This is a genomic window from Bowdeniella massiliensis (assembly GCF_023634005.1).
GTDB lineage: Bacteria > Actinomycetota > Actinomycetes > Actinomycetales > Actinomycetaceae > Bowdeniella > Bowdeniella massiliensis.
This window is the reverse complement of sequence record NZ_JALIQR010000002.1, coordinates 100,527-123,753: the sequence shown is the minus strand read 5'-3', so window position 1 is coordinate 123,753 and position 23,227 is coordinate 100,527. Positions and strand designations below refer to the sequence as shown.

Annotated in this window: 23 protein-coding genes; 14 read left to right on the top strand and 9 right to left on the bottom strand. The window is 64.7% G+C overall.

The features are described from left to right. The first annotated feature begins 45 nt into the window (after positions 1-45). On the top strand, positions 46-855 hold the full coding sequence (locus MUN85_RS01865; protein WP_250505138.1) for an SIR2 family NAD-dependent protein deacylase: 810 nt from the start codon (positions 46-48) through the stop codon (positions 853-855). Here MUN85_RS01865 and MUN85_RS01860 read toward each other — a convergent pair. The 3 genes from MUN85_RS01860 to MUN85_RS01850 form a co-directional block, all read right to left on the bottom strand. Continuing rightward, the gene (locus tag MUN85_RS01860; protein ID WP_092560833.1) at positions 852-1,277 is read right to left on the bottom strand and encodes a DUF4870 domain-containing protein; all 426 of its coding nucleotides are present in this window, start codon (positions 1,275-1,277) and stop codon (positions 852-854) included. The genes MUN85_RS01865 and MUN85_RS01860 overlap by 4 nt on opposite strands. 76 nt (positions 1,278-1,353) lie before the next feature. Beyond that, positions 1,354-6,222: an NAD-glutamate dehydrogenase gene (locus MUN85_RS01855; protein ID WP_250505137.1), complete on the bottom strand. Its 4,869-nt coding sequence runs from the start codon at positions 6,220-6,222 to the stop codon at positions 1,354-1,356. 59 nt (positions 6,223-6,281) lie between these two features. Then, on the bottom strand, positions 6,282-7,925 hold the full coding sequence (locus MUN85_RS01850) for an FAD-dependent oxidoreductase (protein WP_250505136.1): 1,644 nt from the start codon (positions 7,923-7,925) through the stop codon (positions 6,282-6,284). Positions 7,926-8,072: 147 nt separating this feature from the next. On the opposite strand from MUN85_RS01850, the gene MUN85_RS01845 reads away from it, so the two are divergent. The 3 genes from MUN85_RS01845 to MUN85_RS01835 are packed head-to-tail and all read left to right on the top strand — an operon-like array spanning position 8,073 to position 10,840. Continuing rightward, positions 8,073-9,545, top strand: a complete 1,473-nt coding sequence (locus MUN85_RS01845; RefSeq protein WP_431603535.1) for a purine-cytosine permease family protein — start codon at positions 8,073-8,075, stop codon at positions 9,543-9,545. A 2-nt stretch (positions 9,546-9,547) separates the two neighbouring features. Further along, positions 9,548-10,099, top strand: a complete 552-nt coding sequence (locus MUN85_RS01840) for a cysteine hydrolase family protein (protein WP_250505134.1) — start codon at positions 9,548-9,550, stop codon at positions 10,097-10,099. Between the two features lie 48 nt (positions 10,100-10,147). Next, positions 10,148-10,840, top strand: a complete 693-nt coding sequence (locus tag MUN85_RS01835; RefSeq protein WP_250505133.1) for a helix-turn-helix transcriptional regulator — start codon at positions 10,148-10,150, stop codon at positions 10,838-10,840. Here MUN85_RS01835 and MUN85_RS01830 read toward each other — a convergent pair. Then, positions 10,837-11,793: a PfkB family carbohydrate kinase gene (locus tag MUN85_RS01830; protein ID WP_250505132.1), complete on the bottom strand. Its 957-nt coding sequence runs from the start codon at positions 11,791-11,793 to the stop codon at positions 10,837-10,839. The two genes, MUN85_RS01835 and MUN85_RS01830, sit on opposite strands and share 4 nt — an antisense overlap. A 17-nt stretch (positions 11,794-11,810) precedes the next feature. Between MUN85_RS01830 and MUN85_RS01825 the strand changes: the two genes are divergently transcribed. Together MUN85_RS01825 and MUN85_RS01820 are read left to right on the top strand one after the other, a co-directional pair. After that, on the top strand, positions 11,811-12,416 hold the full coding sequence (locus tag MUN85_RS01825; RefSeq protein ID WP_250505131.1) for a hypothetical protein: 606 nt from the start codon (positions 11,811-11,813) through the stop codon (positions 12,414-12,416). Between the two features lie 18 nt (positions 12,417-12,434). Continuing rightward, complete coding sequence (locus MUN85_RS01820) at positions 12,435-13,268, top strand: sulfurtransferase (protein WP_250505130.1); 834 nt, start codon at positions 12,435-12,437, stop codon at positions 13,266-13,268. A 374-nt stretch (positions 13,269-13,642) separates the two neighbouring features. On the opposite strand, the gene MUN85_RS01815 is transcribed toward MUN85_RS01820, so the two are convergent. After that, positions 13,643-14,518: a 3-methyladenine DNA glycosylase gene (locus MUN85_RS01815; protein ID WP_250505129.1), complete on the bottom strand. Its 876-nt coding sequence runs from the start codon at positions 14,516-14,518 to the stop codon at positions 13,643-13,645. Positions 14,519-14,576: 58 nt separating this feature from the next. Here MUN85_RS01815 and thpR point away from each other — a divergent pair, with 58 nt between their 5' ends. The 3 genes from thpR to amrS are packed head-to-tail and all read left to right on the top strand — an operon-like array spanning position 14,577 to position 17,514. Next, complete coding sequence (gene thpR / locus MUN85_RS01810) at positions 14,577-15,128, top strand: RNA 2',3'-cyclic phosphodiesterase (RefSeq protein ID WP_250505128.1); 552 nt, start codon at positions 14,577-14,579, stop codon at positions 15,126-15,128. A 35-nt stretch (positions 15,129-15,163) separates the two neighbouring features. Further along, positions 15,164-16,492, top strand: coding sequence for an AmmeMemoRadiSam system protein B (gene amrB, locus MUN85_RS01805; protein ID WP_250505127.1), 1,329 nt, complete (start codon positions 15,164-15,166; stop codon positions 16,490-16,492). Next, positions 16,489-17,514, top strand: coding sequence for an AmmeMemoRadiSam system radical SAM enzyme (gene amrS / locus MUN85_RS01800; protein WP_250505126.1), 1,026 nt, complete (start codon positions 16,489-16,491; stop codon positions 17,512-17,514). Before amrB ends, amrS begins: the two co-directional genes overlap by 4 nt. 1 nt (position 17,515) lies before the next feature. On the opposite strand, the gene tpx is transcribed toward amrS, so the two are convergent. Beyond that, positions 17,516-18,013, bottom strand: coding sequence for a thiol peroxidase (tpx, locus tag MUN85_RS01795; RefSeq protein WP_250505125.1), 498 nt, complete (start codon positions 18,011-18,013; stop codon positions 17,516-17,518). A 120-nt stretch (positions 18,014-18,133) separates the two neighbouring features. Between tpx and MUN85_RS01790 the strand changes: the two genes are divergently transcribed. Then, on the top strand, positions 18,134-19,186 hold the full coding sequence (locus MUN85_RS01790; protein ID WP_250505124.1) for a DUF808 domain-containing protein: 1,053 nt from the start codon (positions 18,134-18,136) through the stop codon (positions 19,184-19,186). On the opposite strand, the gene MUN85_RS01785 is transcribed toward MUN85_RS01790, so the two are convergent. Next, complete coding sequence (locus MUN85_RS01785) at positions 19,070-19,375, bottom strand: AzlD domain-containing protein (protein WP_250505123.1); 306 nt, start codon at positions 19,373-19,375, stop codon at positions 19,070-19,072. The genes MUN85_RS01790 and MUN85_RS01785 overlap by 117 nt on opposite strands. Further along, positions 19,372-20,085, bottom strand: coding sequence for an AzlC family ABC transporter permease (locus tag MUN85_RS01780; RefSeq protein ID WP_250505122.1), 714 nt, complete (start codon positions 20,083-20,085; stop codon positions 19,372-19,374). Before MUN85_RS01780 ends, MUN85_RS01785 begins: the two co-directional genes overlap by 4 nt. Positions 20,086-20,227: 142 nt before the next feature. Here MUN85_RS01780 and chaB point away from each other — a divergent pair, with 142 nt between their 5' ends. From chaB to MUN85_RS01760, 4 genes are all read left to right on the top strand, one after another. Next, positions 20,228-20,455: a putative cation transport regulator ChaB gene (chaB, locus tag MUN85_RS01775; protein WP_092560803.1), complete on the top strand. Its 228-nt coding sequence runs from the start codon at positions 20,228-20,230 to the stop codon at positions 20,453-20,455. A gap of 9 nt (positions 20,456-20,464) precedes the next feature. After that, positions 20,465-20,992 (top strand): type 1 glutamine amidotransferase domain-containing protein, encoded by a 528-nt coding sequence (locus MUN85_RS01770; protein ID WP_250505121.1) that lies wholly within the window; start codon positions 20,465-20,467, stop codon positions 20,990-20,992. Between the two features lie 115 nt (positions 20,993-21,107). Beyond that, complete coding sequence (locus tag MUN85_RS01765) at positions 21,108-22,079, top strand: diaminopimelate dehydrogenase (RefSeq protein ID WP_250505120.1); 972 nt, start codon at positions 21,108-21,110, stop codon at positions 22,077-22,079. Further along, positions 22,079-22,564 (top strand): DUF4442 domain-containing protein, encoded by a 486-nt coding sequence (locus tag MUN85_RS01760; RefSeq protein WP_250505119.1) that lies wholly within the window; start codon positions 22,079-22,081, stop codon positions 22,562-22,564. Before MUN85_RS01765 ends, MUN85_RS01760 begins: the two co-directional genes overlap by 1 nt. On the opposite strand, the gene MUN85_RS01755 is transcribed toward MUN85_RS01760, so the two are convergent. Further along, positions 22,556-23,218, bottom strand: coding sequence for a response regulator (locus tag MUN85_RS01755; protein ID WP_250505118.1), 663 nt, complete (start codon positions 23,216-23,218; stop codon positions 22,556-22,558). The genes MUN85_RS01760 and MUN85_RS01755 overlap by 9 nt on opposite strands. Positions 23,219-23,227: the final 9 nt, after the last annotated feature.

Below are 23,227 nucleotides of genomic sequence, written 5' to 3'. Positions count from 1 at the left end.
GTCGGCTCGCCTGATAGCGGCGGCCTTTGGTGGCAGAGTAAAGGTATGCGCGGCGTACATCGGCCTGACTCGGCCCCGATCGAGATTCCTGACGACATCTTCGACGTCCTGCGCGACGCGCACCGCGTCTGCGTCCTCACCGGCGCTGGCATGTCGGCCGAGTCCGGCGTTCCCACATTTCGAGACCCTATCGATGGGTTGTGGGAGAACTTTGAGCCGGAGCAACTCGTATCGATCGAGGGCTGGCACTCCGATCCGGGAACGGTGTGGGCCTGGCATCTATGGTTCGCGACCCTGATTGCCCGCTGCTCCCCCAATGCGGGACACCGCGCCCTAGGACGGTGGCATCGCGTCTGGCAGCGTCGCGGTGAAGGCACCATTGAGATCGTTACCCAGAACATTGACGATCTGCATGAGCGCGGGGGTGCGACACCCATTTCGCATCTGCACGGCGAGATCAATAAGTTTCGGTGCTTCGAATGCGGCGCACCGGCCTCCCCTATGCTCAGCTGGCCAGCGGAGCCACAGGCCTCGATCCCGCCACCCCGCTGCCCGATCTGCGGTGGCTACATCCGGCCCGGTGTCACCTGGTTTGGCGAAGCCCTACCGGCAAAGGCGATCGACGCAGCCGTCCAATCGGCGATGACGTGCGACGCCATGATCGTCATCGGAACCTCGGGCGTCGTCTACCCCGCAGCAGGGCTACCCAAGCTCGCGGCCGGGCGCGGTATGCCCGTCATCGAGATCAACCCGAGAGACACAGACATCACCCACGACATGGACATCGTGTGGCGTGAAAGCGCAGCGATCGCCCTACCGGCCCTCGTGGACGGCATCGTGGGCGATCACGACTAGTTCAGAACTTTAAAGAACTGCATGGGGTAGTTGTAGACGAGCCCCTTGTTGGCCTGTAGCGCGCCCACGATGTGCAAAATGATCTGGGCGAGACCCGACAATCCGACAAGCACGATTCCAATCGGGCTCAGGATGATGGACAAGATCATCGCCCAGCCGATGATCGCAACGACCCACATCGACAGGTCGAAGTTGAAGGTGTGGGCCGCGCAGCGCCGAACAAACGGCGACTTTTCCTTGTACAGCAGCCACATCACCCACGGGGCGATGAGGCTCGCAAAGTTCACCGTGATGACCATCGCGATCAGCGGCGAGAGGTTGGTCAGCATCCCCAGCGTCTTGTCCTGCTCGCTGCCCGGACCGGGCTCACCTCGAGAACCGTCGTATGAGCCGTAGCCTTGCGGTACTTGATAGCTGGACATGTGCCCTCCTGCGTTCGGGGTGCCGGTCACCCGGCACCCCTAGTCTCCCGCGATCGGGTGGCAGGATGCAATCTGCTCAGGACGAACGCACCAGCGAACGCAGCTGGCGCAGGCCCACCGACAACGGCGCGATCTGCGGGTGGTCCATGGCGTGAATCTCATCGAGCGCGGCATCGACGCGCTGCAGGATCTTGCTGTGCTGCTCTTCCCACTGCTCCTGACGCGCCGTCGCAGAGGCGAGCGGGTCGCTCTCGCTCGACGTCGTTGCCTCGATGACCGCTCGGGTGATGATCGCATTCGTCGCCGCGACGTCGGCGCGGATCGCGGAGCGCGCGAGGGCGTCCCACAGGTCGGTCTGCGGCAGTTCCGAGACCTCGTGCAGCAGGTCGCGTAGCCGCAGCCGCTCGGCGAGGCCGAAGTGTAGTCGCGCGATTTCCTCCGGGTCCTCCCCTGTCTCGTCGGCGATCTCGATGACGTCGAGCCACATCGCCTGATCGAGCAGGGTAGCGGCAATGCCCGCGAGGTCCTCGCCGACCCCGGCCACCTGATAGCGCTCGGCCTTGGACTTCATGTCCGCGAGGAAGGACTCGGGCAGGATGCGCTCGCGCGCCTGCCGCAGCTTTGCGATCCGCTCGCGGTACTGCTCAATCTCGGCGGTCACGTCCATGTCGCTTGGCCGGTTATGCAGGAACCAGCGCGCGGCGCGATCCAGCAGGCGTCGGAAGGTCAGGTACATCTCCGAGGAGACTTCGGTGGCCACGACCCCGTCGAGCTGCTCGACACCGGCGACGAAATCGCGCAGCGCGAAGACCTCGCGGGCGATGATGAAGGCCCGCGCGACCTGGTCCGCGCTCGCGCCGGTCTCGTCCATCGCGCGCGTAACGAAGGTGATGCCGCCGCGGTTGATGATCGAGTTAGCCAGCTCGGTCACGACGATCTCGCGGCGCAGCGAATGCTCGGCCATGTCCTTGCTGTAGCGCTCGGCGAGCACCGGCGGGAAGTGATCGGCAACGAGCGCGGCCGTCCACTCTTCATCGGGCAGGTCGGTGGCGAGCAGCTGGTCCTTCACGCTCATCTTGGCGTAGGCCACGAGCACGGCGAATTCCGGGGTGACGAGGCCGTGGCCCGCCTCCTGGCGCTCGTGCAGTTCCTCGTCGCTCGGCAAGAACTCCAGGGCGCGGTCCAGCTCGCCGGAGTCTTCCAGCTTTTCCATCAGGCGCATGTGCGAGCCAAGCATCCGATCGTCCTGGAAGCGGGCATTGCCGAGCAGGACGTTTTGCTCGTAGTTTTGCCGCAGCACGAGGCGCGCGACGTCGTCGGTCATCTCGGCGAGCAGCTCGTTTCGCTCCGCCATCGTGAGCTCGCCGCGCTCGACGATTGGCGCGAGCAGGATCTTGATGTTGACCTCGAGGTCGGAGGAGTCGACGCCGCCCGAGTTATCGATCGCGTCCGTATTAATATGCACGCCGTGCTGGGCGGCTTCAATGCGGCCGAGCTGGGAAAAGCCCAGGTTGCCGCCCTCGCCGACGACCTGGACGCGCAGTTCGGCGCCGGTGATGCGGATCGGATCGTTGGCGCGATCACCGATCTGATCGTCCGTCTCGCTGGAGCCGCGCACGTAGGTGCCGATGCCGCCGTTCCACAGCAGGTCGACGGGTGCCTTCAAGACGGCCTGAATGAGCGCGGTGGGCGTCACCTCGGTGACGTCCTCGTCGAGGCCGAGGGCCTCGCGCATCTCGGGCGTGACGTCGATGGACTTGGCGGTGCGAGCAAAGACGCCGCCGCCGGCCGAGATCAGGTCACGGTTGTAGTCGTCCCAGCTGGAGCGCGGGGTGGTGAACAGCCGCTTGCGCTCGGCGTAGGAGGTGGCGGCATCGGGGTTCGGATCGATGAAGACATGGCGGTGATCGAAGGCGCCGATGAGGCGAATGTGCTCGCTCAGCAGCATGCCGTTGCCGAACACGTCGCCCGACATGTCGCCGATCCCGACGACGGTGAAGTCCTCGGTTTGGGTGTCATGGCCCAGCTCGCGGAAGTGGCGCTTGACCGATTCCCACGCGCCGCGGGCGGTAATGCCCATCTTCTTGTGGTCGTATCCGGCCGAGCCGCCCGAAGCGAAGGCATCGTCGAGCCAGAAACCGTGCTCCCGGGCGACGGCGTTCGCGGTATCGGAAAACGCCGCCGTGCCCTTATCGGCGGCGACGACGAGGTAGGGGTCATCGCCGTCGTAGCGCACGACGCCGGCCGGCGGCACGATCTCGCCCTCGAGGCGGTTATCGGTGACCGAGAGCATCGCGGAGATGAACTGGACGTAGGCCGCGGTGCCCTCATCGAGCCACGCCTGGCGGTCGAGCGCCGGGTCCGGCAGCTGGGTGGCAACGAAGCCGCCCTTGGAGCCCGTCGGCACGATGACGGCGTTCTTGACCATCTGCGCCTTGACCAGGCCGAGGACCTCCGTGCGGAAATCCTCCTTGCGGTCCGACCAGCGCAGGCCGCCGCGGGCGACCTCACCGAAGCGCAGGTGCACGCCCTGCACGCGCGGGCCGTGGACCCAGATCTCGTACTTGGGCCGCGGTGCGGGCAGGTCGGGCACGGCGTGCGGATCGATCTTGAACGCGAGCGCCTCGCTGGCCTGCTCGGCGAAGAAGTTCGTGCGCAGGGTTGCGGCGATGATGGCGGCCAGCGAACGCAGGATCGTGTCCTGGTCGATCGAGGAGACGGCGTCGAGCGCGCGCAGGAAGTCCTTGCGCGCCGCGGAAAGCGCCGCGCGCCGCTCATCGCTCGCCTCGGCGCCGAAGTCGCCGGCGGGATCGAAACGCAGATAGAACAGGTCCCGCAGCTCGCGCGCGAGGGCGGCGTTCGTCGTGAGCGTGTCGATGATGTATCCGGTGGAGTACACGGGCTTGGTTTGGCGCAGGTAGGAGGCAAGGGCGCGCAGGATGACGACGTCGCGCCAGGGCAGTTGGGCCGAAAGGACGAGCGCGTTGAAACGGTCGGCCTCGGCTCGACCGGCGAGCACCGCCTCGACGGCGTCTTCCAGGCGCCGGGCCTCGCCGTCGTCGTCCGCAAACTCGGCGCTAATGCCGAGGTCGTGCAGGAAGACCTCGCGGCCGTCGAGTTCGGCGCGGTAGGAGTGTTCGTCGGAGACCTGGATGCCGAAGTCGGACAGCAGCGGCAGCGATTCCGACAGCGGTATGGAGCGCGTGGCATACACCCGCAGCCGGTGGCCGTCTTCGCCTGCCACGAGGCGCACCCGGGTGTCCTCGCCGAGCGCCGTGATTTCCTCGGCGTCGGTCAATGCCGTCTCGGCGCTCGTCGCGTCCTTATATGACGGCGGCATGGCGCGCAGCATGCGCAGCGTCGCGGGGCCGGTCTCGCTGCCGGCGACGAGCTCGGCGACGTCCTCGTCCAGCAGGCGCGTGATGGCGGCGATTTCGCTCGCCAGCGTGTCGCCGTCGACGTCGGCCACGAGTGAGCGCTTGCGGCCCCACACGACGAAATGGACGCGGGCGAGCGGGGCCGTCGTCACGAGGGCCGTCGTCTCGCAGTCATCGCCCCCGAAGGCGTCGCGCATGAGCTCGGTCAGGCGGTTGCGCACCGCGACGGAATAGCGGTCGCGCGGCATGAAGACCATGAGCGAGGCGTAGCGGCCGTAGGGGTCGCGGCGCACGAAGGCGCGGGTGCGGCGCCGGCCGGGAAGATGGACGACGGTCGTGGCGATCTCGGTGAGCTGTTCGGGCGAGATTTGGAAGAGCTCATCGCGCGGATAGTCCTCCAGGATGCCGAGCAGGTCCTTGCCGAGGTGTCCGTCCGGGTCGTAGCCGGTGTCGGCGAGAACGGTGGCGACCTTCGGCGCGATGAGCGGCACGTCGAGGACGGAGGCTTGATAGGAGGCGGGCGTGAGCAGGCCGATAATGCGATGCTCGCCCGAGACCTCGCCGGAGTCATCGAAGGTTTTGATGCCGATGTAGTCCAGCGGCACGGGCTTGTGGATCGTGGAGGGCCGGTTGATCTTCGTAACGAAGATCAGTTCCTTCTCACGCGCCTTGCGGGCGGCCGCCTCGGGTAGCTCCTTGGCGGGAGCCTCGCCGTCGCTATCGCGCAGCAGGCCAAGGCCGGTGCCGGCGATCGCCTGCAAGCGAACCGTCTCATCGCTCGAATCGAGCAGCCGGTAGCTGCGCACGCCAAGGAAGGTGAAGTTGTGGTCGGTGAGCCAGTCGAGGAGGTTGGCCGCGTCCGTCGCGCTCTCGGCGCTGATGCCGGCCGGCGGGTGGGCACGCAGTTGTTCGGCGAGGTCGTGCGCCCGCTCGTGCATCACGTCCCAGTCTTCAAAGACGGTGCGCGTCTGGCGCAGGATGCGCCGCAGGTCGGCTTCGAGCTCGTCCTGTTCGGCGCTCGAAGCCGGGTCCTCGATGAGGAAGCGCATCCACGATTCTTCAATCCCCTGGCCGGGTTCGACCTCGTCGTCGTGAATCTCGTGCCCTTCGAGGGCTTCGGCATCGAGGTGGGGTTCGGTATCAACGACGTCCAAGAGGTGGCCGGCGCCGTCGCGCCGGACCTTCATCTGCGGGTGGATGACCATGTGGATGATCAGGCCGTGACGCTCGATCTCGTTGGAGAGCGAATCGACGAGGAAGGGCATGTCGTCGGTGACGATGTCCAGGGCCGTCAGTGGCCGGCCCGTCTCGGGCGAGGAGCCCGTGCCAAAGGCGACGATGGAGGTGCCGGCCTCGCGCCTTGACGCCCGAGAGAGGAAGAGGGCGATGAAATCGGCAATCTCTTGCGGTGTGCTGGCCCGCAGATCATCGGGGCTGATGCCCCTGACGACCTCAGTCAGGACGCGCGCCGCGCTGCCCGGCTTTGGCAGCGCATCACTGTGGTGGGTTTCTAGGCTCCCCGCCGCCTGATCGAGGTGTTGCTCGATGGTCTGACCCTCGTTGGACATTCCTTCTCCTTGCTGTGTGTTGGACAACACATCTACCGAGGTGATGCTATCGGTAAAACTCACAAAGCGGACATGTGCTGCGCTGCGATGTAGCCAAAGACGATGCCCTGACCGATGGTGGCCCCGGCTCCGGGATAGGAATTGCCGAAGGCACTGGCCGCCGCATTGCCGACGGCGTAGAGCCCGGGGATCGGGTTTCCGTCGGCCCGCAGGGCGCGCGCGTGCTCGTCGGCCGCGATGCCGCCACAGGTTCCAAGGTCCGAGGGCACGATCGAAACGGCGTAGAACGGTCCGTTTCGCAGGGGCCGCAAGTTGGGGTTGGGTTCCTGGGTCGGATCGCCGTAATAGCGGTCATAGTAAGTCGAGCCGCGCCCGAAGTCGTCATCGGTACCGGCCGACGCAAGCAGGTTGAAACGGTGGATGGTTTCCGGCAGGTCTGCCAAGCCCGTTGCTGCGGCAAGGGCATCGATGGTCTCGGCCTTGAACGCGATGCCGGCGTCGTACCACTGGGCTGGTAGGTCCTGGCGGGGCATGACGGAGCCGGAAAAGACGTAGGAGTTTCGGTAGTCCTGGTCGAAGATCATCGTGACGGGGAGTTTGGACTCGCTGCCATCCAGCCCGAGCATGATCTGGCCCGCGCTCATGTATTCCTGGGCTTCGTTCATGAATCGCTTGCCGGTCTTGTCGACCATGATCGATCCGGGCAGGGAGCGCTCGGCGAGCATGGGGCCAGCGCTCTGGCCGGGCAGGGGTCGCACGACGGGGAACCACCACGCCTGATCCAGGTTCGTCAGCTGGGCACCGGCCTCTTCGGCAAGCTGCAGGCATTCGCCGGTATTAGCGGGGTTCGCGATCGACCAGTTTTCGAGTTCCTCGCTTTGATAGCGCTGCCGCAATGCGAGGTTGTGGTCGAAGCCCCCGGACGCGATGATCACTCCGCGCCTCGCAGGGATCTCTTGGCGCTGGCCGTCGCGTTCGACGATGACTCCGGTGACCCGGCCGTTGTCGGTGGTGAGCTCTAGGAGTGGAGTATTCGTCCAGTACTCGATCCCCTTATCGATCACCGCGGCGATGAGTCCGACCGCGAGCGCCTGTCCGCCCGCCATATATTCCCGCTTGAGCATCGAGCCGCCGATCCCCTGCCCCGCGCGCTTGACGGCGGTGAGCAGTCCCTTAGGTTTTCGGGTCATGAGGTTCAGCCACTTGTAGTCGCGCGCCGTGATCGGAAGCGGGACGGGAGCTCCGAAGGAGGTCGGGCGCAGCAGGTGGCGGTGGGGTCCAAGCAGGGTGGCGTCGACCGGATTCGCTTCGATGGAGCGTCCGATGGCGCTGCCACCGGGCAGGTCGGAGAAGTAGTCGGCATATCCCCGCATGTGCGCCCACGTCAGCATGGTGTGGTCCATGAGGAGGTCGAGTGCGGGAGCGGTGTGGTCAACGAACGCTGCTCGCCGGCTGCGCGGCGCGCTGTCGCCGACAACCTCGTCGAGGTAGCCAAGGACCCGCTCCTTGGTATCGGCGAGGCCCGCTTCCCTCAAGACCCGGTTGCCAGGTGCCCAGATTCCGCCACCGGACATGGCCGTCGAACCGCCCAAATATTCGGATTTTTCGACCAGCAGCACGCGCAGCCCTGCACTATTGGCCGCAAGTGCGGCATACATGCCGGTGCCGGCTCCTACGACGATGACATCAAAATCCTCGTGCACGGGGTCCTCCTTGACTCACGGGTTTCATTCCAGGCTAACGGGCAAACTTCACCCTTGCAGACTGATCAGTCGGCACCTGGTTCGCTTCGTTATGCGCGCCGAGCGCCGTTGCGCTCGTTTTCCTGGCATGGTGTTCTTATGGATTCCATGTCAGATTCCGGCAGCACGCTGGACGCGCAAACCCGCGCTTCGCTCATCGAGCACAACGGCATCGAGGTGATCTCCGAAGAGGAGCGCACCGCAAAGCCGTCCGATCTTTTCTGGCCCTGGTTCGCAGCGAACGTTTCCGTGTTCGGGATGAGCTATGCGGCCTTCGTCTACGGCTTCGGTATCTCCTTTACCCAAGCTCTCATCGTCACCGTCATCGGCGTGACGATTTCTTTCATGCTGTGCGGCATTATCGCGATCGCCGGCAAGCGTGGCTCGGCGCCCACGATGGTGTTGTTGAGAGCCGCGTTCGGTGTCACCGGTCAAAAGGTTCCGGGCGTCTTCTCCTGGCTTATCTCCATCGGTTGGGAGACCTTCCTTGCGATCATGGCTACCCTCGCCACGGCCACGGTCTTCGCCGAGCTCGGCTGGTCCAGCGGCACCACCACGAAGATCCTCGCGTGCATCGCGATCGCGGCACTCATCGTGCTGGCATCCGTCGCCGGGTACCACACGATCATGAAGATGCAGTCGATCCTCACGTGGCTGACCGGTGCCGTCACGATCCTGTACATCGGGCTGACCCTGAAGGAAGTTGATTTCTCGCAGGTCATGTCGATCCAATCAGGCGGCATGACCTCGGTGATCGGCGCCCTCGTCATGGTGATGACCGGGTTCGGCCTTGGCTGGATCAATATCGCCGCAGACTGGTCGCGCTACCAGTCCCGCGATGCCTCCGGGTCCAAGATCGTCGCATGGAACACCCTCGGTGGCGCGGTTGCCCCCATCCTGCTCGTCTTCTTCGGGCTGCTCCTCATTGGCTCACGCCCCGACCTGCAGGCCGGAATCGAGCAGGACCCGATCGGAACGCTCGCGACCATCCTTCCCGTCTGGGTTCTCCTGCCCTTCCTACTGACCGCGGTCCTCGCGCTCGTCTCCGGCGCGGTGCTCGGCATTTACTCCTCCGGCCTGACGCTCCTGTCGCTCGGAGTCAATATCTCGCGGCCCGCCGCCGCGTTGATCGACGGCGTCATCCTGACGCTCGGCACGATCTGGGTCGTCTTCTTCGCCCAGTCCTTCCTCGGTCCCTTCCAGTCCTTCCTTATTACCCTCGGTGTCCCGATCGCATCGTGGGCGGGCATCATGATCGCTGATATTGCGCTGCGTAAACGCGATTACGATGAGCAGGCGCTCTTTGATCCAAACGGCCGCTACGGTGCGTGGGATTGGGTCTCTATCGGCACGATGATCGGAGCCTCGATCCTTGGCTGGGGTCTTGTCATTAATAACTTCGCTGAAGAAGCGGCATGGAATAACTGGCAGGGCTACCTGCTCGGTCCCCTCGGCCTCGGCGGCCGCGATGGTGACTGGGCCTGGGCAAACCTCGGCGTCTTCGCTGCCCTCGTGCTGTCCTTCCTTATTACCTATCTGGCGCGCCGCTCCAAGGTGGCGCGGCAAGAAGGACGGGAGTAAACATGAATTCGGCTCCGTGGCTGCTCGTTATCGACCCGCAGGTCATATTTGCTGATCCCGGCTCGGACTGGGCCTCGCCCATGTGGGGTGCCACGGAGCCGAATATCCTCTCCCTCATCGAAGCGTTCGGCCAGCGCACCATCATCACCCGATGGATTCCGCCCCAGGACCCAACCGGGTCGTGGCGGGAGTATATGGCGGCGTGGCCATTCGCTGATGTCCCACCGACCGACGAAAAACTCGACCTGCTGCCGCCCTTTGTCGACGCCCCCGGGCACCGGATCGATGAGCCGACCTTCGGCAAATGGGGCGCCAACCTGCGTGCCATCACCGGAGAAACCCCGCACCTGGTCGTCGCGGGAGTCTCCACCGATTGTTGCGTCCTGTCGACCGTGATTCCCGCGGCGGATGCCGGCGCTTACCTTACCGTCGTATCCGATGCCTGTGCCGGATCGAGCGAGGACAATCATCGCGCGGCCCTGCACTGCATGGACCTGTATCCCCCACAAGTGACACTCCAAGGCACTGCCGAAATCCTCAAAACCATGGGATAATAAGCGCCGAACAGTGCTCACAGCACAGTGAGTGTGAGGCGATGGTGCATGGAATTCGAGACGGAGTCACGACATCCGGGCCCCTACGAGCCTGCGCTGCCACAATCCCAAATTTCGCCCGTCCAGCTTCGGGTCTTACAAGCCGCCGCTGCCGCCGGCGATGAGGCCACCATCCCCCACCTCGCACAGCAACTCGGGGGACATCCCAACACCACCCGCGCGCATCTGGAAACCCTCGTCGAGCACGACTTAATTCGGCGCGAGATCGCGCCCGCGATCGGCCGCGGCCGGCCCCGCTATATCTACCGCCTTACCAAGGCGGGGGTTGGGGCCTTGCGCCCCGGACCTATTGCGCCGGAGTTTGCCGGCCTTGCCCTCGCACTCGCCGATTACCTGTCACGCCACTCGGATAGGGTCGCACTCGATGCTCAAGCCGCGGGGCGAGCATGGGCGGAGCGTGAGGATGACGAGATCGAGACAGCCTCAACGCGCCTCGATGTCGTCACAGACAAGCTCGCGACAATGGGATTTGAACCCGAAGCCACCACGGATGAGAAGGGATCGCGCGTCCTATTGCGCGCCTGCCCGCTGCTGGCGGCGGCGGAAAACACGCGGGTCATCTGCAATGTCCACCTGGGGCTGTTGCAGGGAGCCTTGGCCAAGCGTGACCTTCCGAGCGACGACATCGAGCTGTTCCCGATGGGTGATCCGCACGGCTGCGTCGTGCGCCTCGGGCATTAACCCAACGCCGCGACCTTAGCCGCCAGCGACTCCTCGCCTTCCTGCGCCAAAAAGCCGCCGACTTCTGCAAGGTTCGGGGCGCTGGAGGGACCCCGACGCGTGACCTTGATAGCGCCCGCGCCATTCGCCGCCTGTGCCGCATCCACCCAGGACATGCCCCGCGCAACCAGGCCGAGCATCGCGCCGGTGTGGGTATCGCCTGCGCCATTGGTATCAACCGGGGTGCGCGGATATCCCGGGCAGTCGACGATCTCGCCATCCACCAACACCTGGCAGCCGGCTTCGCCGTCGCGCACCACGACCACCGCATCATCGGGTAGCCGATCAGCAATCGCTACCATTGCGCGGGATAGGTCATCGGCGCCCGAAAAGTCGCGGGCCTCATCCGCGTTCGAGGTCCACACCGAGGTCATCGCACACATCCGCTCCCGAAGCCCAGGGGCAAAACTCGCGAACGGGGCTCCCGGGTCGAGCACGACGCGCGCCTTACTCGGCAACTGCTCGAGGTAGCTCAGCAGGGGGTCCTTCGTCGGGTCGTACAGGCTGTAACCGGAAACGCACACGAGATCGGCGGGCTGCACCGTCGTGCGTGACAGGGACGCGGCGGAAATGTCGCGTTCGGCGCCATAGGTCGTGACGAACGTGCGTTCCGCTGACGGCTCCACCATGACGAAACACTCCCCCGTATCCTTACCGCCAACCGGATCATCGCCATAGTCGATCCCCTCGGCAGCGAGCACCTGGCGAATCAGGTCGCCATTGGGGCCGGATCCGATCGCGCCCGCATGCGCGCAGTTGGCGCCGAGCCGCGCCGCCGCGAGCAGGATCGTCACCGCGCCCCCGGCATAGCGGTTGACCCTGGCGGCGTTGACGTTATCTCCGCGGCTGGGCAGATGGGGAACCTCCGCGACGATATCGACGAGGGCTTGGGCAGTATGCACGACGCGAGGCATGACCATATCGTAAGGCCATGCGGGTTTATGCGCGTCCTTCACTTCGTCTCGCCTTCCAACTCGTGGCGGACCTGTCCGTCGCGATCTGGATCATCGTGTGGTGGCAGCTCTCGACGTGGGTCACCACGACGGTCAACCACATCGCTGCCCCCTCCCGGCAGGTCGGGTCAACGATGCGCAACCTTCGCGCCAACGTTGGTTCCGCGGCGGACTCCGTCGGAGATATCCCCTATGTCGGCGGCTCGATCCGCTCCCCCTTTGACGCCATCGCGACGGACATGAGTGGCGTGATTGATGCAACCGACGAGCAGGTCGCAGCCATCGAACACGCCGCCGTCGTCCTTGGGTGGGCGGCGTTTCTCATCCCGGTGGGCATGGTGCTCGCGTTCTGGCTGCCGCTGCGCATCCGGTTCCTCATGCGCACCATGCGAGCAGCTCAGCTCGCCGCCGAGCCCTATGGCACGGAGCTGCTCGCATTTCGCGCGCTCGCCAATGCGCCGCTACGCGTCATCGCGGCGATTCCCAATGCCGCGGAGGGCTACCGCTCCCGCGATCCGCACACCCTCGCTGTTCTTGCCGACACCGAATGTCGCAGGTTGGGCGTTGCCCCGCCGCCGCGCTGACGGCGGTAGAGTTAACCCATGGTTGACCCGTTCGTTACTTGGGGCTGGTGTCGCGACAATGTCGATTCGCTAACGTTCGCCGATGTGCGTTGGCATCTCGATAAGAAGGGCTACGAAGGGTATGCCTCCGGGCACATCCCGGGCGCAGTCTTCTTGGATTTAGATAAGGACCTGGCCGGGCATGGCGCGCCGACCGACGGCCGGCATCCCCTGCCCACCCCCGAGCATTTTGCGCGGGCCCTGTCCAAGGTGGGGATCGACGGCTCGAAACCCGTCATCGCCTATGACTCCGAGGGCGGCATCTTTGCGGCGCGACTCGTATGGATGCTGCGTACCCTCGGCCTCGAAGCCGCGGTGCTCGATGGTGGCCTGGCCGACGTCGATGTCGAACTTGAAACCGGATGGCCCACGCATGAGCCCGCCCATTTCGCGCCGCGACCGTGGCCGGGCGACGCGATCGTCAGCACGCAGCAGGTCCTCGCGGCCGCCAACGACGATGCCACGATTCTGATCGATGCTCGGCCCACAAGCCGTTTCGAGGGCGATGACGATGTCGATGCTCGGGCCGGCCACATTCCTAGCGCTGCCTCGGTGCCGTGCCGCGACCACGTGAGCGAATCGGGCCATTTAAAGGACGATGACGAACTGAGATCAACGTTCGCGCGGGCCGGCATTACGGCTGAGTCCCAGGCCCCGGTCGTGTCCTATTGCGGCTCGGGAGTGACCGGCTGCCACAACATTTTGGTGATGGAACACCTGGGCCTGGGAACGCCGAAACTCTATCCGGGCTCGTTTTCGGCCTGGGCGGCCGATGAGCGCCTCCCCGTCGAGGTGGGGCCCGGCCGACGCTAGTTCGGCTGCGCGATTCCTTCGACTTCGACGTACTCGATGTCCCTCACACCTTGGAGCGCCTCGGCGAGCAGACCCAGTCACCCTCATCGCTCGGGTTGGAATCACGACCGTTGCATCGCGAGCGATATCGGATCCGGCACTTGCCAGGCTCGGGGAAAGGGTGAGTGCGAGCGATGCGGAGAGCACCTCTACGGAGGTTTTCTTCTTCATGAAGGTCCTTCCGACATGGGTACCGCATGTGGCACTCCCGGGTGGGATGGCGCGGATTTCGCTCACACTGATGGCACGCTCGTCGCACAATCAAGCGATTCTTGTGACTCACACCTCCTGACTAGCAAAAAGTATACGTTTTGCTACGAAATTTCCCACCACTATTAGATTTCCGACAAATGTTCTCCACTGCCGGAAAGGATCCCAATCTCAAGGCGCAGTTTCGTTCGGAGTTCGCGTGCCCGATCCGCAAGCGCCCGCTGCCGGAAGACGTGCTCGGCTTTGCCCTCGGGGGTCTCGATCGCGATGTTCGGTAGGCCGAGCGACGTCGTGTCGTACGGGGAGGAGGCCATGTCTAACTCCCGTGCTTTGATGGCGTGTCGGAAACACTCAACGAGCAGGTCTGATGAGATGCCCGGCGAGAGTTTGAAGGCCCAGCGATACAGGTCCATGGAACCGGCGTGGATGCAGCCCGGCTGTTCGGTTTCGAGCTGGTTGTGGTACGTGGGCCGGCCAAGGTTCTTTGGTGCCGCAGCCGCGGTAAAAAAGCGGTAGGCATCGGCGTGGGTACACCGCAGCTCGTGGGCCTCAACGACAGCGTCGGTGCCGACTTGGCCTAAGCGAAGCGGGAGCGGGTGGCGGTGTTCGCCCTGGCGGTAGACCATCGCCCACTCGTGCAGACCGAAACAGGAAAACTGCGCGGGACGGGAATCGATATTGGCAAGGAGCTGGCCGATGAAGGCGAGAGCTCCCTTGCGCTTCGACCGATACGCGGCAAGATCCAGCTGGGCACCCTCCTGGCTGGTTTGGTACAGCGGCCAGTTCTCGCGCTCGTTGCACCCTTGTAGGAGGACACCGGCACCTGGATGCCAGCGGCGCATTTTGCCCGGCGTAAACCCGTAGTACTCAAACAAGAAATCCATCACCGGGTGTTTCTCGCCGCGCGAGCGCCGGAGCAGATGCTCCGATGTCAGCTCGTCGATAACGCGGTGGTGCGCCTGTTGGTGGCTGAGCCATTGGTCGCGGGTTAGTCGCTGCACCCTCCCAGCTTAGGTTTATCTCCTGGCCCGCCACCGCCCGGCCCCCTAGGCTTTCACCATGGGTCAACGCATGTTTGTTGGTATTAGGCCGCCCCACTCGATCGTTTCCGAGATCTCTGAGTTCTTGGCCGCCCGGCCCGATATGCCCTGGATCAACGAAGAGCAGTGGCACATCACGTTGGCGTTCATGAATTCGGTGCCGCACGCCCGCACCGATGAGCTCGTCGAGCGCCTGCGGGACGGCTTTGCTCGGCACGAGGCGCCGATGATCGCCATCCATGGTGCGGGGTGTTTTCCGAATCCTTCCCGGGCCAAGGTGTTATGGCTACGGATCGCGGAGCTGACGGGAGATCTAGGAGCGTTGTCAGTCACCGCCCGCAATGCCGCGAACCACAGCGGGGCGAGCCCCGATGGCAAGAAATTCGTGCCGCATCTCAGTGTCGCCCGACTCAAAAACCCGATCGAAGCCACCCGCTGGCTCCGGATCCTTGACACGTTCGCGACGGATCCATGGGAGGTCAGCGAAGTCGAGCTCATTGCTTCCTACCTTGGTGAGGGCCCGGCTGGTCGGCCGCGATACGAGACGATCGCGAGGCTGCCGCTTGCTTGACGGCGAGGGTAGCGTGGGATGTGGAGGGATCCGCAATGTCGCACGTACGCCCACCCGCGGTCGCGGGGTTGTTTTATCCAGCTGACGCTCGCGAGCTCGCCGACTCGGTTGATCGAATGCTCGCGGCTGCCCCCGAGCCCGATGCCTACTCGCGCGTGGTGATCGCGCCGCACGCCGGCCACATGTATTCCGGCGAGATTGCCGCCTTCGCTTATCACCAGCTTGACCCTGCCACCTCCCGGATCGCGGTGCTTGGCCCATGTCATCGAGTGGGGATCGACGCGATGGCGCTTACCGGGGCGAGCGCGCAGCGAACGCCGCTAGGTGAGCTGCCTACCGATACCGAGTTGACACAGCGGATCGCAGCAATGAGCGATGTCATTGAAGCGCCTGTCGTCCACGCCCAGGAGCATTCGATCGAGGTCCATCTGCCCTTTATTCAGCGTCGCTTTGGCACCGATACGCGGGTGTTACCGATCGCGGTGGGACAGACCGATCCCACGTTTGTCGCCGATGTCATCGAGGAGATCCTCGCCGAGGACGACACGGCGATCATCATCTCAACGGACCTGTCACATTACCTTCCCGAAGCCGACGCACACCAGGTTGATGCGGCGACGATCGGTCAGATCCTCGAGATGTCCGGCACCATCACGGGGTTTCAGGCGTGTGGTTGTTACCCGGTGAACGGACTGTTGGCCTATGGCCGGCGAGTCGGACTTCGCGGCAGTGTGCTCGCCGCCGGCACCTCGGCCGATACATCCGGCGACTCCTCCCGCGTCGTTGGTTATGTCGCGATGGCGTTCTCGTCCTCGCCGGCAGACTCGGCCCTTCCGGCGCTGGCGTATAACGCCATTGCACGCCAGCTGTCTGCGCCCGAGATCGACGTGGTAGGAAGCATTCCGGAGGGACTCGGGACGAGTTTCGTGACGCTCAGCGCCTTGGGTCGATTGCGCGGGTGCATGGGCGGCCTCGTGGCGGCACGAGAGCTTTCCGAGGACATCGCCGCCCATGCCGTGGCGGCCGCATTTTCTGATCCGCGCTTTCCCCCGCTGTCCAAGGATGAGCTTGCCACGCTCGATATTGACGTCTCGATCCTGTCCCCACCGAACCCGCCTCGCACGTTTGAAAGTGCGACCGAAGCGTGCGCAGCACTGCGCCCGGGAGTTGACGGCGTCATCATCTCCTACGGGCCGCATCGCGCGACGTTCCTTCCCCAGGTGTGGCACCAACTGCCGCAACCCGAAGATTTCCTGCGCCACCTTTTGGCCAAAGCCGGTATGGATCCCGAGTCCTGGCACCACGACATTGAGGTCTCAACGTATACGGTGACCTCCCACGAGCTGAAGGCCAGTGAGCGATGAGTGCGCCAGCGAAATGGTGGTCCAGATCGGATGATGGGCGCGTCCGATGCGAGGTTTGCCCGCGGTACTGCACGTTGCGGGATGGCCAGCGCGGGTACTGCTTCGTCCGAATGAACGTCGGCGGCCAGCTGGTCTTAGATACCTACGGCCGCTCCTCCGGCTTTGCGATCGACCCCATCGAAAAAAAGCCGCTCAACCACTTCCTGCCGGGAAGCCGAATCCTGTCCTTCGGGACCGCCGGGTGCAACCTTGGCTGCAAGTTCTGCCAAAACTGGACGATCTCGACCTCACGGCACTTTGATTCCCTCGCCTCCGTGGCAAGCCCGAGCGACATCGCCGAGGCTGCGCTCGCGCACGGCTGTACCGCTGTCGCGTTTACCTACAACGATCCCGTCATCTTCGCCGAATACGCGATCGACACGGCAGCCGCCTGTCGCGAACGCGGAATCCGTCCCGTCGCCGTGACCGCCGGCTACGTCTGTGACCCACCGCGCGAGGAGTTCTTCGCCGCGATGGATGCCACCAACATTGACCTCAAGGGCTTCACCGACGACTTCTACCGCAAGATCACCGGTGGCCGCCTCGCCACCGTTTTGGAGACGCTCGAGCACGTGGCAGCGACCTCATGCCACCTGGAGATCACGACCCTCGTCATCGAAGGCCACAATGATTCAGATACGGAACTCGCCGCCATGTCGCGCTGGATCGTGGAGCACCTCGGGCCAGACATCCCGCACCATTTTTCAGCCTTCCACCCCGACCACCGGATGCGAGACGTTCCGCCCACGTCGCCGGCGACATTGTCCCGCGCACGCCAGATCGCGATGGATGGCGGCGAGCGTTTCGTCTACACCGGTAACGTCTATGACCCACGCGGCCAGTCCACGTTCTGCCCGGCCTGCGATCACCTCGTGATCGAACGAAACCGCTACCGTCTGGGCAGGATCGACCTGTCGATCGCCCCCGACGGCAGCGGTTCGTGCGCCGCGTGCTCGACTCCCATCCCGGTAGTCTTCGCGTGAGTTAGTTCAGCGCCGCCAGTGCCGCGTCATAATCGGGTTCCTCGCCGATTTCTTTGCTGAGATTGGTGTAGCGCACGATCCCGTTCTCATCGACCACGACGACGGCGCGGGCACACAGCCCGGCGAGCGGGCCATCGACCTGCTCGACGCCATAGTCCTTAGCAAAGGAGGAGCGGAAGGTCGAGCCCGTCACGACGTTGTCGATCCCTTCGGCGCCACAAAAGCGCCCGAGCGCGAACGGCAGGTCCGCCGAAACGCACAGCACGACCGCGTTATCGAGGCCGGCCGCGCGCTCGTTAAACGTGCGGACCGAGGCAGCGCACACCCCGGTATCGACCGACGGGAAGATGTTGAGCACGACGCGCTTGCCGGCGAAGTCTGAGAGCGTAATCGATTGCAGGTCGGTGCCGACGACCTCGAATGCGGGGGCAGGAGAGCCGACGGCGGGAAGCTCGCCAGAGGTCTGGACGGGGTCACCTTTGAAAGCAGTTGTAGCCATGTGGCCACGGTAACAGTCACCGCACCGCGGCGGTAGGTGGGCGCAGTCCACGCTCACCGCATACAGTGTCCCTAAGCGGCATTTTCGTCGCCTTTCCTGAGGACCGATAAGGGGTATCCCATGAGCGGCGGACTCGTTGCGCTTCTAGATGACATTGCCACCCTCGCGCGTGCCGCGGCCGCGAGCATCGACGACGTTGCGGCCGCCGCGGGCCGTGCAAGCGCCAAAGCTGCGGGCGTCGTCGTCGACGATACGGCTGTCACCCCGCAATACCTCGAGGGTATCAAACCCGAGCGAGAGCTGCCGATCATCAAGCGCATCACGATCGGCTCGCTGCGCAATAAGCTCCTCATCATCCTGCCCATCGCCCTCCTGCTCTCGCAGTTTGCGCCATGGGCCCTGACCCCGATCCTCATGCTCGGCGGCTCCTACCTGTGTTTTGAGGGAATGGAAAAAGTCTGGGAAAAGATCTCCGGAAACGGCGACGATTACGCGACTCCGGTGATCGCGCGCGGGCCCGAGGCCGAGGACCAGATGGTGAAATCGGCGGTCCTGACGGATTTGATCCTGTCCGCCGAGATCATGGTCATCGCGCTGAACGAGGTGGCAAACGAACGCTTCGTGGCCCGCACCTTCATCCTCATCGCCGTCGCCATCTTCATTACTTTCCTCGTCTACGGCGTCGTCGCCCTCATCGTGAAAATGGACGATATCGGCCTGGCGCTGACGAAGCGCGAGTCGCCTCGCACCCAGAAGTTTGGCCACTTCCTCGTCGCCGCCATGCCGAAGCTGCTCACGACGATCGGCATTATCGGCACGTTCGCCATGATCTGGGTGGGCGGCCACATCATCTTGGTCGGACTGAACGATCTAGGCTTCACGCCCCCGCACGACTTCGTCCACCACATGGAGGGCTACGTCTCCGGGATCGCGGGCGTCGGCGGCTTCCTCGCGTGGGTCGTCAACACGATCTTCTCCCTGCTCCTCGGAGCGATCTGGGGCGCGATCCTCGTGGCCGTCATGCACGTCATGCCGTTCGGCCGGAAAGAACCCCCGTCAGCTGATGACCAGCTCCACCAGCCACACGGCGACGGCAGCGCCGAGCGCCACGGTGATCAAGGAGCGTCGAGCGAGCGCGAGACTCACCGCGACGACGAGTCCGAGGCTCGCTGACAGCGGGGATTGGGTCGCGAAGAATATCGCGGGAATCGTCATCGCCGTCAACACCGCCCACGGGACGTAAAACAGGAATGATCGAATCCACGCCGAATCGATCTGTTTGCGCATGAGAACGAGTGGGGTTGCGCGCAGCAAGTAGGTCACTCCCCCGGTGACCGCGATCGCAAGGGCGAGATAGCTCATGCGTGCCCCTCCGATACGGGCCGGATAGTGGCGCCGATGGCTGCGGCTACGCACGTCGCGATAATGATGCGCCAGCCGACCTCCAGCTCACGCAGCCCGGGGAGGAAGGCGAGCGCAATCGAGGCGGCGGCAGCGATCGCCATGACGATGCGGACGTCCCCAGAGGCTCTTGCTGGCGGCACGACGATCGCAATGAACATCGCGTAGAGCAAGATGCCCGCGGCGCTTTGCACGCTGGCAGGAATCACCTCACCGACGTAGGCGCCCGTGAGCGTTCCGCCCGTCCAGCCCAGGATCGGCAACACCATGGAGCCGAGGAAGTACGCGGCGGTGATCGGCGTGCGGGAAATATTCAGCGCGTAGATCTCGTCCGTCACGCCCGCGGCCATGAGGAGCCGCGTGCCCGTGGAGACCTTGGCCGGCAGGCGCTGGGCCAGTGACACGCTCATGAGCAAATAGCGCAGGTTCACGATGAGTGTCGTCGCGGCAAGCTCAACGAGGCCACCCCTGGCCGCGATGATCGTGATCCCCGCGAACTGGCTCGTCGAGGACATCGACGTCGCAGAAAAGATCGCCGAGGATAGCGGCGGCAGCTGGCCTTGCGCCCAATACAGCCCGATCGCGAGCGAGACCGCGAAATAGCCGAGCCCAATCGGCAGTCCCCCGCGTAGCCCGCGCCGCAACTCGGCTCCCCGCATTCGCTCACCCACGCCGCCAGTTTACGGCGATTATTCCCGCATCTAGGCCAGTCCAGTTGGCGGACAGCTGCGGCCAAAAATCCGCGCACAGGATCCAGCCTTGAGCGCCGGCTCCCAGCAGGCGAGGCCAGCGGTGGCCGTCTACGGTGGAGGTATGCCGTATGAGAAGAACACGGAACTGCCCGATGGCGTGCAGAACGTCCTACCGGCGCACGCCCAGACCATCTACCGCGAGGCCTACAACAGCGCCTTCGATCAATACTCCTCCCCCGACGATCGCGACGGGGATGACTCCCGCGAAGAAGTCGCGCACAAGGTCGCCTGGTCTGCCGTCAAGCAGACATACACGAAGGGCGACGACGACAAGTGGCACAAGAAATAAGGAGCCGCCATGACTGACCTGACCGGAAAAACTATCGCCTTCCTCCTGACCGACGGCTACGAAGACTCCGAACTGACGAGCCCGTGGGACGCCGTCGTTGAGGCCGGCGGCAAGGCCGTCCTCATCGCCCCCGAATCGGGCGAACTCGAAGGCAAGAAGGGGCACAAGGCGAGCGTCGATATCGTCACCTCCGATGCCAACGCCACCGATTATGACGCGCTCATGCTGCCGGGCGGCGTCGTGAACGCGGACCACCTGCGGATGGATGAGGCTGCGGTCGATTTCGTCCGCGGCTTCGTCTCGGACGCCAAGCCGATCGGCGTAATCTGCCATGGCGGATGGATCCTCACCGACGCCGAGGCCGTCGACGGCAAGAAGATGACGAGCTATGCCTCGCTCAAGACGGACCTGAAGAACGCTGGAGCCTCCTGGGTCGATGAGGAGGTCGTCGTCGATGGCGGCCTCGTCTCCTCCCGCACGCCCGACGATCTGCCGGCCTTCAACCGCGAGTTCGTTGCGGCTGTAGCCAAGGCTTAACCCCCTCAAGCTGTCCGCCGCGCCCGAGGCTTGGGCCGCGGCGGACAGTGCTGTGTGGCAGCGGTCCCGGCGCGTAGGGTGACACCCAAGGAGCCCACGGATTGAGGAGCAGGCAATGACACAGCAGGAAACGATCCGCGTCGCAATCGCTGGATACGGCAATCTCGGCCGCAGCGTGGAGGCCATCGTCGGCGCCCAGCCGGACATGGAGCTCGTCGCGATTTTTTCGCGCCGCGACTCCCTGGAGACTGCGAGCCGGGTGATCCCGGCGGCGGATGCGCCCGCCCACGCCGGTGAGATCGACGTGCTGTTCTTGTGCCTGGGCTCGGCCACAGATATCCCCGAGCAGGCGCCCGGCTTCGCCGAGCATTTCACGACGGTTGATACCTACGACAACCACCACCTCATTCCCGCCCACCGCGCTGCGATGGATGCGGCGGCCCGCCGCGGCGGCAGGCTCGCGGTCGTGGCAACGGGCTGGGACCCCGGGATGTTCTCCCTCAACCGAGTCCTCGCCGGGGCGCTATTTCCCGCGCCCCAGCAGCACACGTTTTGGGGCAGGGGCGTCTCGCAGGGGCATTCGGATGCGGTGCGGCGGATCGCCGGGGTGCGCAAGGCCGTGCAGTACACGATCCCCAGCGGCGAGGCGATCGAGGCCGCGAAGCGGGGCGAGGCCGCCGAGCTACGCCCCACCGACGCGCATATTCGCGATGTCTACGTCGTCGCAGACCCGGGTGAAGAAGAGCGGATCGAGCGCGAGATTCGGACGCTGCCCGACTACTTCGTCGGATACGACACGCGCGTGAGCTTCATCGACGACGCTGAGTTCGCCGCGCGCCACACCGGAATGCCGCACGGCGGCCACGTCATCACCTCCGGCGACCTCAACGGTTCCCACAGCGCCATCGAGTTCTCGCTGGAGCTCGGGCGCAACCCGGATTTCACCGCAGCGTGCCAGGTCGCCTATGGCCGGGCGGCGGCGCGGCTGGCTGCCGCTGGCGAAACCGGGGCACGCACCGTGCTGGAAATCCCACCCTACCTGCTTTCCCCCACCAGCCTCGATGACCTCATCAAGGGTTACGTCTAATGCGCTTTCCCACCTATCAGGACCTCGACGAGTTTGTTAAGCGCCCCTCGATCACCCGGCGCGTGATGAACCTGTGGCCGCCGTTTGCGGGCGCCTCGATCTCGGTTCGCCATATCTCCGAGGACGTTCGCCACGTCAGGGTACGCCTCGCGCTGCGCAAGCTGACGGCGAACTACCTCGGGACGCTGTATGGCGCCTCGCTGCTGTCGATGACGGATCCCTGGTGGGTGATGATGCTGGCTCGCAACCTTGGGCGCGGCTACCAGGTGTGGGATAAGTCGGCGCAGATCGACTTCATTGCCAAGGGCAGGGGCAACGTCTATGCGGAGTTTCGCCTCAGCGAGCAGACCCTGGCCGAGATCCGGGAGGAGACGCGCGATGGCGCGAAGCACCTGCGCTGGTTTACCACCGAGATTCGCTCGGCGAGCGGCGAGCTCATCGCGCGGGTGAACAAAGAGGTCTACGTCCGCGAGCGCCTACCCTAGCGCGCGCGTGACCTCGACGGCGATGAGGACGCGGTTGTCGACCTGGAGCTTGTCCTGGATTGCCGACAGGTGCGTCTTGACCGTCGAGGCGCTGAGGTAGAGCTCGCCCGCAATCTCGGCGTTCGAGAGTCCGCCGGCGACGAGTTTGGCGACGTCCAGTTCGCGGCCGGTCAACTGGGCCAGGGCACGCTGGGCGGCCTGGCGCCGGGCCCCCGTTTCGTCCGCACCGATGTAGTGCATGAGTTGCCGGGACGTGCGCGGGGACAGGGTTCCCTCGCCAGCCGCGACGTCCCGAATGCCCTGGATGTAGCGCTCCGGATCCTCGGATTTCAGCAAAAAGCCGATGGCGCCGGCGGCCGCGGCCCGCACGGGCTCGTCAGCGGTTTCCACCGTCGTGAGAATGAGGACCTGCGGCGGATCGGGCAGCGCTCGAATGTGCTTGGTTGCGGTGATGCCATCCATCTGCGGCATTTGGATATCCATGAGGACGACGTCGATGCGGTGAGACTGGACGGCGGTAATTGCCTCGGCCCCGTTATGAGCGGTGGCGACGACCTCGATCTCGCCGCGGGCGGCGTGTTTCAAGATGAAGGCGAGGCCGCTGCAGACGGCCGGATCGTCGTCGACAATGAGGACTCGGATCGGGGCACGCATACCGCATAG

Excerpts from the sequence above, each read along its gene's own strand:
- thpR (WP_250505128.1), top strand. The coding sequence starts at position 14,577 with ATGGGTCAACGCATGTTTGTTGGTATTAGGCCGCCCCACTCGATCGTT.
- MUN85_RS01860 (WP_092560833.1), bottom strand. The coding sequence starts at position 1,277 with ATGTCCAGCTATCAAGTACCGCAAGGCTACGGCTCATACGACGGTTCT.
- amrS (WP_250505126.1), top strand. The coding sequence starts at position 16,489 with ATGAGTGCGCCAGCGAAATGGTGGTCCAGATCGGATGATGGGCGCGTC.
- amrB (WP_250505127.1), top strand. The coding sequence starts at position 15,164 with ATGTCGCACGTACGCCCACCCGCGGTCGCGGGGTTGTTTTATCCAGCT.
- MUN85_RS01790 (WP_250505124.1), top strand. The coding sequence starts at position 18,134 with ATGAGCGGCGGACTCGTTGCGCTTCTAGATGACATTGCCACCCTCGCG.
- MUN85_RS01765 (WP_250505120.1), top strand. The coding sequence starts at position 21,108 with ATGACACAGCAGGAAACGATCCGCGTCGCAATCGCTGGATACGGCAAT.
- MUN85_RS01770 (WP_250505121.1), top strand. The coding sequence starts at position 20,465 with ATGACTGACCTGACCGGAAAAACTATCGCCTTCCTCCTGACCGACGGC.
- MUN85_RS01760 (WP_250505119.1), top strand. The coding sequence starts at position 22,079 with ATGCGCTTTCCCACCTATCAGGACCTCGACGAGTTTGTTAAGCGCCCC.
- MUN85_RS01840 (WP_250505134.1), top strand. The coding sequence starts at position 9,548 with ATGAATTCGGCTCCGTGGCTGCTCGTTATCGACCCGCAGGTCATATTT.
- MUN85_RS01865 (WP_250505138.1), top strand. The coding sequence starts at position 46 with ATGCGCGGCGTACATCGGCCTGACTCGGCCCCGATCGAGATTCCTGAC.
- MUN85_RS01785 (WP_250505123.1), bottom strand. The coding sequence starts at position 19,375 with ATGAGCTATCTCGCCCTTGCGATCGCGGTCACCGGGGGAGTGACCTAC.
- chaB (WP_092560803.1), top strand. The coding sequence starts at position 20,228 with ATGCCGTATGAGAAGAACACGGAACTGCCCGATGGCGTGCAGAACGTC.
- MUN85_RS01825 (WP_250505131.1), top strand. The coding sequence starts at position 11,811 with ATGCGGGTTTATGCGCGTCCTTCACTTCGTCTCGCCTTCCAACTCGTG.
- MUN85_RS01855 (WP_250505137.1), bottom strand. The coding sequence starts at position 6,222 with ATGTCCAACGAGGGTCAGACCATCGAGCAACACCTCGATCAGGCGGCG.
- MUN85_RS01835 (WP_250505133.1), top strand. The coding sequence starts at position 10,148 with ATGGAATTCGAGACGGAGTCACGACATCCGGGCCCCTACGAGCCTGCG.
- MUN85_RS01830 (WP_250505132.1), bottom strand. The coding sequence starts at position 11,793 with ATGCCTCGCGTCGTGCATACTGCCCAAGCCCTCGTCGATATCGTCGCG.
- MUN85_RS01755 (WP_250505118.1), bottom strand. The coding sequence starts at position 23,218 with ATGCGTGCCCCGATCCGAGTCCTCATTGTCGACGACGATCCGGCCGTC.
- tpx (WP_250505125.1), bottom strand. The coding sequence starts at position 18,013 with ATGGCTACAACTGCTTTCAAAGGTGACCCCGTCCAGACCTCTGGCGAG.
- MUN85_RS01845 (WP_431603535.1), top strand. The coding sequence starts at position 8,073 with ATGTCAGATTCCGGCAGCACGCTGGACGCGCAAACCCGCGCTTCGCTC.
- MUN85_RS01820 (WP_250505130.1), top strand. The coding sequence starts at position 12,435 with ATGGTTGACCCGTTCGTTACTTGGGGCTGGTGTCGCGACAATGTCGAT.